At 71.7% G+C, this 7,935-nt stretch carries 5 protein-coding genes and 2 tRNA genes; 4 read left to right on the top strand and 3 right to left on the bottom strand.

The features are described from left to right. Nucleotides 1-20: 20 nt before the first annotated feature. From ACFRCR_RS14655 to ACFRCR_RS14645, 3 genes are all read right to left on the bottom strand, one after another. Nucleotides 21-1,763 (bottom strand): glycosyltransferase family 2 protein, encoded by a 1,743-nt coding sequence (locus tag ACFRCR_RS14655; RefSeq protein ID WP_377678524.1) that lies wholly within the window; start codon nucleotides 1,761-1,763, stop codon nucleotides 21-23. A gap of 277 nt (nucleotides 1,764-2,040) precedes the next feature. After that, nucleotides 2,041-3,519: an MFS transporter gene (locus ACFRCR_RS14650; RefSeq protein WP_377678523.1), complete on the bottom strand. Its 1,479-nt coding sequence runs from the start codon at nucleotides 3,517-3,519 to the stop codon at nucleotides 2,041-2,043. Nucleotides 3,520-3,950: 431 nt separating this feature from the next. Further along, nucleotides 3,951-4,024: transfer RNA gene (locus tag ACFRCR_RS14645), tRNA-Pro, on the bottom strand. A 120-nt stretch (nucleotides 4,025-4,144) separates the two neighbouring features. Here ACFRCR_RS14645 and ACFRCR_RS14640 point away from each other — a divergent pair. The 4 genes from ACFRCR_RS14640 to epsC all read left to right on the top strand — a co-directional run bounded on the left by ACFRCR_RS14640 (nucleotide 4,145) and on the right by epsC (nucleotide 7,923). After that, nucleotides 4,145-5,683: a M16 family metallopeptidase gene (locus ACFRCR_RS14640; protein WP_377678521.1), complete on the top strand. Its 1,539-nt coding sequence runs from the start codon at nucleotides 4,145-4,147 to the stop codon at nucleotides 5,681-5,683. A gap of 69 nt (nucleotides 5,684-5,752) precedes the next feature. After that, a tRNA-Gly gene (locus tag ACFRCR_RS14635) sits at nucleotides 5,753-5,826 on the top strand. 553 nt (nucleotides 5,827-6,379) lie between these two features. Next, nucleotides 6,380-7,315: a cysteine synthase A gene (gene cysK / locus ACFRCR_RS14630; protein ID WP_191796996.1), complete on the top strand. Its 936-nt coding sequence runs from the start codon at nucleotides 6,380-6,382 to the stop codon at nucleotides 7,313-7,315. Then, on the top strand, nucleotides 7,315-7,923 hold the full coding sequence (gene epsC, locus ACFRCR_RS14625; RefSeq protein WP_138824890.1) for a serine O-acetyltransferase EpsC: 609 nt from the start codon (nucleotides 7,315-7,317) through the stop codon (nucleotides 7,921-7,923). Before cysK ends, epsC begins: the two co-directional genes overlap by 1 nt. Nucleotides 7,924-7,935 lie beyond the last annotated feature (12 nt).

Raw genomic sequence — 7,935 nt, 5'->3', positions numbered from 1 at the left:
GCCGGGGCCTCCCGGCGCCCTCATGCCCGCACCTCCGGCGCAGCGGTCACGACGCCGCCGGTCGGCTCCGTGCCCGTCGGGGCGACGGCGGCCCGGCGGGGCGCCAGGACCTGGAGCCCCGCCACGACGAGCGGCACCGAGACGTAGGCGTAGAACCCGGCGAGCAGGATCATGGACCAGTACCTGTCGACCCCGTACGACGCGACGCCGCGGGAGATCCCCACGGCCCACGCGACCGTCCCGGCGGCGAGGGTAGCCACCATGACGCGCGCGATGGTCCGCGCGAGGGCGCTCGACGACCCCTTGCCGCCCGTCGGGACCCACCCCGCATGGTGGCCGACCACCGCGTGCCCCAGCACGACGAGGTGGCTGAAGCTCTGGGCGAGCTGGACCCGCAGGACCTCGGGGCGCCACCGTGTGCGATGGACGACCGGGTACAGGACGAGGAGCACCCACAGGCTCGGCAGGAACACGAGGAGGCTCGTCGGGCTGACCTGTTCGGGGTACCAGAAGCACATGACGACGGACGGGACGTACAGGTTGAGGGCGAACAGTGCCGTCTCGGAGTAGTAGACGAACCCTGCCCACACCGCGAGACGCTGGCGCCGGTCGAGGCCCGCCCTGGCCTTCGGACCGTCCGCGACGAGCGCGACCGAGCCGTTGGCCCAGCGGTACTGCTGGGTCAGGAACGGTCCGAGCTCGTCGGGGCACAGCCCGCGCGCCAGCCGCACCGGGACGAAGCGCGTGACGAAGCCGGTACGCAGCAGCCCGATCCCGGTGTACATGTCCTCGCTGTGGTCGATCTCGGGGAACCCTCCGATCGTGTCGAGCGCCGACCGCCGGTACAGGGCGTTGGTACCGCAGCAGACGGTGGCCCCGTACCGGTCGCGCGACGGCTGGACCCAGCGGTAGAAGATCTCCTGCGTCGCCCCGGCCGTGCGCTGCAGCCAGCCCATGCGCTCGTCGGTGTCGAAGTCCTGCGGGCTCTGGACGATGCCGACGGTCGGGTCGTCCAGGTAGGGCACGAGGTGGTGCAGGAAGTCCGGCCGGGGGCAGAAGTCGGCGTCGAAGATCGCGATCACGTCCCCCTCGGTCACCGCATAGGCCGACCGCAGGTTCCCGGCCTTCTTGAGGTGCCCCCGGTCGGGGCGCACCCGGTAGCGGAACCCGTGCCGCTCGGCGAGGTCCGCGACGTGCGGGTCGGCGCCGTCGTCGAGCACCCAGACCTCGACCACGCCTGGCCAGTCGAGCCGGGCGACGTGGCGGAAGGTGTTGTCGAGCACCTCGACGTCCTCCCCGCACACAGGCAGGTACACGTCGACGGCGGGGTGCGCCTCGGGCGTCCAGGAGGTGATCGTCCGCTCGTGCGAGGCGCGCGTGACGCGTCCCTTCGCGGTGCCGGTCAGGAGCCACAGCGTGATGCTCACGACGGTCAGCGCGACGGTGAGGTAGAGCCACCACAGCCACGGCGAGCGCGTGGCGAACACGCAGACCGCGACGAGGATCGGCAGGGTCGCCGCGACACCGACCGGCTGGACCCAGCGCTGGGCCCGGGCGAGGTCCTGGTAGACGTCCTCGTCGGCGGGGGGCGAGGGCAGCAGGCGGTGGGCACCCGTCGGTGGGCGCGTCGGCGGTGCGGGGAGGTGGTCGGGTTCCGGGGAGGGCGGCGCACCCCCGTGGAGCGGCCGACCCGACCGGTCGTGGGTGGCCGGTGGTCGACCAGCTTGGTGCGGGGTGGGTCTCGTGCCGTGCAGCAGTGTCACAGGTGTTCTCCGCTTCGATACCAAGTGACGCCCGAGGGCGTGGATGGCTCGCCGCGGCGACGCTGACTCGGCGGCAACCGGTCCGGGAGACCGATATGGGAGGAACGCTAACGATCTCTGATCGGGCGTTCTTCACAAAACAACCAAAACCATCACAGCGTCTCATCCCATAAGACGGATTGGGGTCGTTTGTCAGGTTGCTGCAGCGCTCTGCACCCGTTGCACGTGCGCTCAGAGCTCGACGACGGTCTCCGACTCTCTCGTCGACGACCACCTCTCACTCGGCGTGGGAGGCGGCTACGGGTTCGTGAACCTCCGACACGCGACGCCCGGCCGTCCGACGGGCCACAGCACCGTCGGAGGCCCGGCGTCGAGACACGACCGCGCCCATGACCGCACCCACGACGAGCAGCGCAGCCGCCGCGTACATCTCGGCCGCGTAGACGGGACCCTCACCGTCACGCATCACGGCGACCGCGACCCCGACCGCGCTCATCGCGGCGACCCCGACCGCCCCGCCGATCTCGGAGGCCGAGTTCAGGAGCGAACCGGCGACACCAGCCTCCTCCTCGCCGATCCCGCTCATGGCGAGCTGGGTGCCCGAGACGAAAGCCGGTCCGATCGTGGCGCTCACGAAGAGCAACGACGGAAGGGTGAGCACTGCGTACGGGGCTCCGCCCGCCGAGGCGAGCGGGACGATCCCCACAGCTGAGGCAAGCAGCCCCACGACGGCTGCTCGTCGCGCTCCGAACCGGGCGATGAGCCTGGGAGCGAGCTGGGTCGAGAACACCATCCCGACGGGGTACGGAAGCACCGCTAGCGCGGCCTCCATCGGCGTCATCCCGCCCTCCTGCTGCATCTGCTGACTGAGCACGACGAAGACTCCGGTGAGCCCGAGCGCACCGGTTCCCACGGTGAGGAGGCCGAGCAGGCGATCACGCGAGGCGAGAACACCGCGCGGGACGAGCGGGTGCTCCGTGCGGCGCTCAGCGAGGAGGAAGCCCCCCGCGCTCGCGGCGGCGACCGCAAACGACGCCACGATGCTCCACGCGCTTGCCCCGGTCCCCGCGCGAGTGATCGTGACGAGCAGTGCGCCTACGGCGACGACGACGAGCAGAGCGGCCCACGGGCGAATCGGGCCTGTCGAGCGCCGACGTGCCGTGGAGGAAGCGGGAAGAGCGAGGTACGCCCCGCCGATCGCGACGACGGCGATCGGAGCGGACGCGAACATGGCCCAACGCCACGACCAGGCGTCGGTGAGCAGCCCGCCGAGGAGCAGGCCGGCCCCGCCTCCTGCCCCGGTGACTGCGCCGTAGACGCCGAACGCCTTCGCACGCGACACGGGATCGACGAAGGCCGTCGACAGCAAGGCGACCGCGGACGGAGAGACGAAGGCCGCGGCGGCACCCTGCGCCGCCCGCCAGAGGAGGTAGGCCGAGCCGGAGGTGGCGAGCCCGGAACCGATCGCAGCGAGAGCTGTCACGGCCAGCCCGGCCACGAAGACATGGCGGTGACCGAGCGCGTCACCGACGCGTCCTCCCAGGAGCAGGAGCGCTCCGAAGGCGAGGAGATAGACGGTGACGACCCAGGACTGGTCGGAGGGACCGATACCGAGGTCGGAGACGAGACTGGGGAGCGCGACATTGATGATCGCGTTGTTCATGATGACGAGGAACTGGGCGGAGCCGATGACGGCGACCGGCGCCCAGAACCTCGAAGCGGGCGCGGCGGAGCCTGCGCCGGTACGAGCGGACATGGGTGTAGGGACCTTCACGAGACGTGCGAGCGGCACTCCGACGGCGTGGTCAGCCGGGTGCGGCTACAGGGTGAACGGGGAGCTCGTGCTCGCGCGGGCGAGCCGGTTCACGCTCTCGTGATCCAGACGAGGCCGCGTGGTCTGCGGTCGCGGCAGCGCGCACCCAGTCCCAAGCCCCAGTCCATACCGGGAAGGCTATCAGTCCGATTCTGGTCGTTCCTGCTCGTCAGACCGCCGCGTCAGGGCTTCCTGACACGCTCCGCCCCGGACCACCTGGCACCGAACCCGCGAGGACTGCGCGCCCCACCGCCGGCCGGCCCGGTCGGGGCGACAGGACCAGAACCTCCCGCTCCCCAGGCGCGGACGCCGGCCCCAGGGACGACGAAGGCCCCCGGTCCTGCGCACGGGCAGGACCGGGGGCTTCGCGCTCGTCGGGGTGACAGGATTTGAACCTGCGACCTTCCGCTCCCAAAGCGGACGCGCTACCAACCTGCGCCACACCCCGAACGTGCCGTCCAGCGCCTGGAAGGTCCCTGAGGACCACCGAGGGCGACGGGCACTCGGCAAGTGTACGGGGTCGACGTGGTAGAAATGCGCCACTGTTCCGACGTCGACGGGTCCACCGATGAGCTCCGCCACACCGCCCCGTGCCGACCTCGCCGGACCCGGCGCCGCACCGGGGATCACACCTGTGGCCGTACCCGAGGTTCGCGTGCCCGCGCCCAGCACGACGTCGGGATATCTCGTCTTCGGCACCGGGCGCCTCGACGAGTCGTACGCGCGGGGCGGCGTCGTCCACCTCGTCGAGCACCTCGTCATGCGCCGCCTCGGGCCGCTGGACATCGAGGCCAACGCGACCACCGCACCGCACCACCTGTCGTTCGAGGCGCACGGCGCACCGGCCCTGGTCAGGGAGTTCCTGGAACGCGTCGTCACCGCGATCGCGGGGCTCGGCACGCTCACGGACGAGGAGGTCCTCGCCGAGAAGCGGGTGATCGACCACGAGATGAGGTCGTGGAGCCCGTACCCGTCCCTGTACGCGATCCGCGAGCGGCTCGGCGTGCGCGGTGAGGCCTTGGGCGCGGTCGATCCGCCCGGCCGCTGCTTCCTCACCACGGCCGAGGTGGTCGACCACGCACGACGCCACCTCGTGCGCGAGAACGCGGTGCTCGTGGTCGTCGGGGACACCACCCCCGAGGACATCGACCTCGGAGCCCTCCCCGCGGCCACGACGACACTCCCCGACAGGGGCGCGCTCACCCTGCTGCCTCTCGTGACCCCTGGCTTCGTGCGCCGGCCCGGCGCACCGGTCAGCATCTCGGTGCTCGGATCGCGTGCCGACCCGCGCCACACGGTCGCGGTCAACGTCCTCGACGTCCTGCTGCACGAACGCGTGCGCACCGAGGAACAGCTCGCCTACCTGGCCGAGGTGGACACGCAGGACCTCGGCCACGACCTGAGCCAGGTCACCTTCGTGTGCGACGCCGTCGAGGACGGGGCGGCGGTCGCCGCCCTCACGGTCGTCCGCCTCCTGCGCAGGATCGCGGCCGAAGGCGTGCCCGACGGCATCCTCGAGCGAGGACGACACCGGGCGCTCGCGCTGCTCGACCACCCCGGCTGGATCGCGGCGCGCGCGCACGAGGACGCCGCGCGCACGCTCCTGGGACGCCTCGTGGTCCCGCTCGACCAGGAGCGCGCCCAGGTGCTCGCGACCTCGGGCGAGGACGTGCGGTCCTGGCTCGCCGACACCCTCCCGAGCCTGCTCGCCGTCCTCCCCGACGAGAGCGACCCGAGGCTCGAGGCCGAGCTGCGCTCGATGGGCCTCGTCCTGGCAGACCCGCCACCACCGCCGACGACGGGACGGTCCTTCCGTCCGAAGCCGTTCCGCGGGACCCCGTCCAGGGTCCGGCTCGTGCTCGGCGAGCACGCGATCGGCGTCGTCGGACCGGACCTGAGCGTCGCGGTGCCCGACCAGGACCTGGTGGGTGTCGAGGACACCGCCGAAGGGTTCCTGGTCGTCGGGGTCGACGGGACGACGATCCCCGTCGCGGTCGGCGACTGGTGGGGCGCGAGCGCGCCGCTCGCGGCCTACCTCGCGCGCGTACCGGCCGGTCTGCGCATCCCCGACGCGGCGACCTGCCCCTGCCCGCGGCCGGATCGGTGACACGAGGAGGGCCGGAACTTTGCTAAGGTAGCGCCGCAGACCTCGCCACCACGGCGGGCGTTCCTCTGCGCGGATGTAGCTCAATGGTAGAGCCTCAGTCTTCCAAACTGATCACGCGGGTTCGATTCCCGTCATCCGCTCCAGCGCGACACGACGGCGGCTCCGAGATGCTCGGGGCCGCCGTCGTCGTTCTCCCTCGCCGCCCTGGCGAGCAGCAGGCGCCCCCGACAGGCGAGCCCCGCCCGCCCCGCGACCGGAAGAAATGTCGGCCTCGCGGCGTTGGGTCGACATGCCCCCCTCCACGTCAGCGCAGCACGACAGGGATGAGACAGCATTGCAGCGCGGTCCGGGGGCCGATAGCCTCGGGCCAGACACCAGGACTTCGCAGGGCACCGCGCCGGTACGGCGCCGGACGGCACCTGCGAGAGACGGCACAGGACGAGGAGGGCGACCATGACCACGCGTCACGCCGACTCCTCCCGCGCGGTGAGCACCCCCGCGCGCGCCCTGTCCTGTTGTCCGTGTCGCCCCTGTCGCTAGAGCGCCCCCTCCCCCACGGTCGGCGCTCCCCCCGACGACAGGCCCTCGTGGCGCGTCCTGCCCGGCGCAGCTCCGTGCCACCCCCGCACAGCTCCCGCTGATCCCCCCTCGGTCCCGGCTCTCCCGCCGCAGGCCACCAACGATGAAGAGGAAGTCATGGCACGCATCTACGACGACGTCACGAAGCTCGTCGGCAACACGCCCCTCGTCCGCCTGAACAAGCTCACCGAGGGCCTCGGCGCCACGGTCGTGGGCAAGCTCGAGTTCTACAACCCGGCCAACTCGGTCAAGGACCGCATCGGTGTCGCGATCATCGACGCGGCGGAGGCCTCGGGCGAGCTCAAGCCGGGCGGCACGATCGTCGAGGCGACGTCCGGCAACACCGGCATCGCCCTGGCCATGGTGGGCGCTGCCCGCGGCTACGACGTCGTCCTGACGATGCCCGAGACCATGTCGAAGGAGCGCCGCGCCCTGCTGCGCGCGTTCGGCGCCGAGCTCATCCTCACGCCGGGTTCCGAGGGCATGAAGGGAGCCGTCAACAAGGCCGACGAGATCGTGGCCGAGCGCGAGGGCGCCATCCTGGCCCGCCAGTTCGCCAACGAGGCGAACCCGGCGATCCACCGCGCCACGACGGCCGAGGAGATCTGGGCCGACACGGACGGCGAGGTCGACATCGTCGTCGCCGGCATCGGCACGGGCGGCACCATCACGGGCGTCGGCCAGGTCCTCAAGGAGCGCAAGCCGGGCGTGCAGATCGTCGCGGTCGAGCCCGAGGAGTCCGCGATCCTCAACGGCGGCGCCCCCGGCCCGCACAAGATCCAGGGCATCGGCGCGAACTTCGTGCCGGAGATCCTCGACACGACCGTGTACGACGAGGTCATCGACATCAACGCCGAGACCGCCGTCGAGTACGCACGTCGTGCCGCCAAGGAGGAGGGCCTGCTCGTGGGCATCTCGTCCGGTGCCGCGATCGCCGCGGCGCTGCGCCTCGCGGAGCGCCCCGAGAACGCCGGCAAGCTCATCGTCGTGATCATCCCGTCGTTCGGCGAGCGCTACCTGACCTCCGTGCTGTACGCCGACCTGCTGGACTGATGAGACCTCCCAGTCCACTGCGACGCTTCCTGAGAGTTCTCAGGGAGGACCTCGAGGCCGCCCGCCACCGCGATCCTGCGGCGCGGAGCGGCCTCGAGGTCGCGCTCGTCTACCCCGGTCTGCACGCGGTCTGGACCTATCGGCTCACGCACCGCATGTGGCGCGAGCCGGCCCTGCGTTTGCCCGCACGCGTGATCGCACAGATCGCCCGGGCCGCCACGGGCGTGGAGATCCACCCGGGGGCGAAGATCGGGCGGCGCCTCTTCATCGACCACGGCATGGGCGTGGTCATCGGGGAGACGGCCGTCGTGGGAGACGACGTGCTGCTCTTCCACGGGTCCACCCTGGGTGGCCGGTCCATGAAGCGCGGCAAGCGGCACCCGACGTTGGGTGACCGGGTCGTCGTGGGCGCCGGGGCCAAGATCCTCGGACCGGTCTGGGTCGGTGACGACGTCCAGGTCGGGGCGAACGCCGTGGTGGTCAAGGACGTGCCGGCCGGGTCGGTCGCCGTGGGGGTGCCCGCGCGCAACCGCGTCCCCCAGCCGGCCGTGCCGCCGGCGGTCGACCCGGTCGAGGACCCGTCGTTGCTCATCGAGTACGTGATCTGAGCCACTGAGGGC

The organism is Oerskovia sp. NPDC056781 (assembly GCF_042789955.1).
Taxonomy (GTDB): domain Bacteria; phylum Actinomycetota; class Actinomycetes; order Actinomycetales; family Cellulomonadaceae; genus Oerskovia; species Oerskovia rustica.
Note: the sequence above shows the minus strand (reverse complement) of the source record. Positions and strands in the feature narration are given on the sequence as shown.

What these genes read in the sequence shown, in the direction of transcription:
- ACFRCR_RS14650 (WP_377678523.1), bottom strand. Translation starts at nt 3,519, where the DNA reads ATGTCCGCTCGTACCGGCGCAGGCTCCGCCGCGCCCGCTTCGAGGTTC.
- cysK (WP_191796996.1), top strand. Translation starts at nt 6,380, where the DNA reads ATGGCACGCATCTACGACGACGTCACGAAGCTCGTCGGCAACACGCCC.
- epsC (WP_138824890.1), top strand. Translation starts at nt 7,315, where the DNA reads ATGAGACCTCCCAGTCCACTGCGACGCTTCCTGAGAGTTCTCAGGGAG.
- ACFRCR_RS14640 (WP_377678521.1), top strand. Translation starts at nt 4,145, where the DNA reads ATGAGCTCCGCCACACCGCCCCGTGCCGACCTCGCCGGACCCGGCGCC.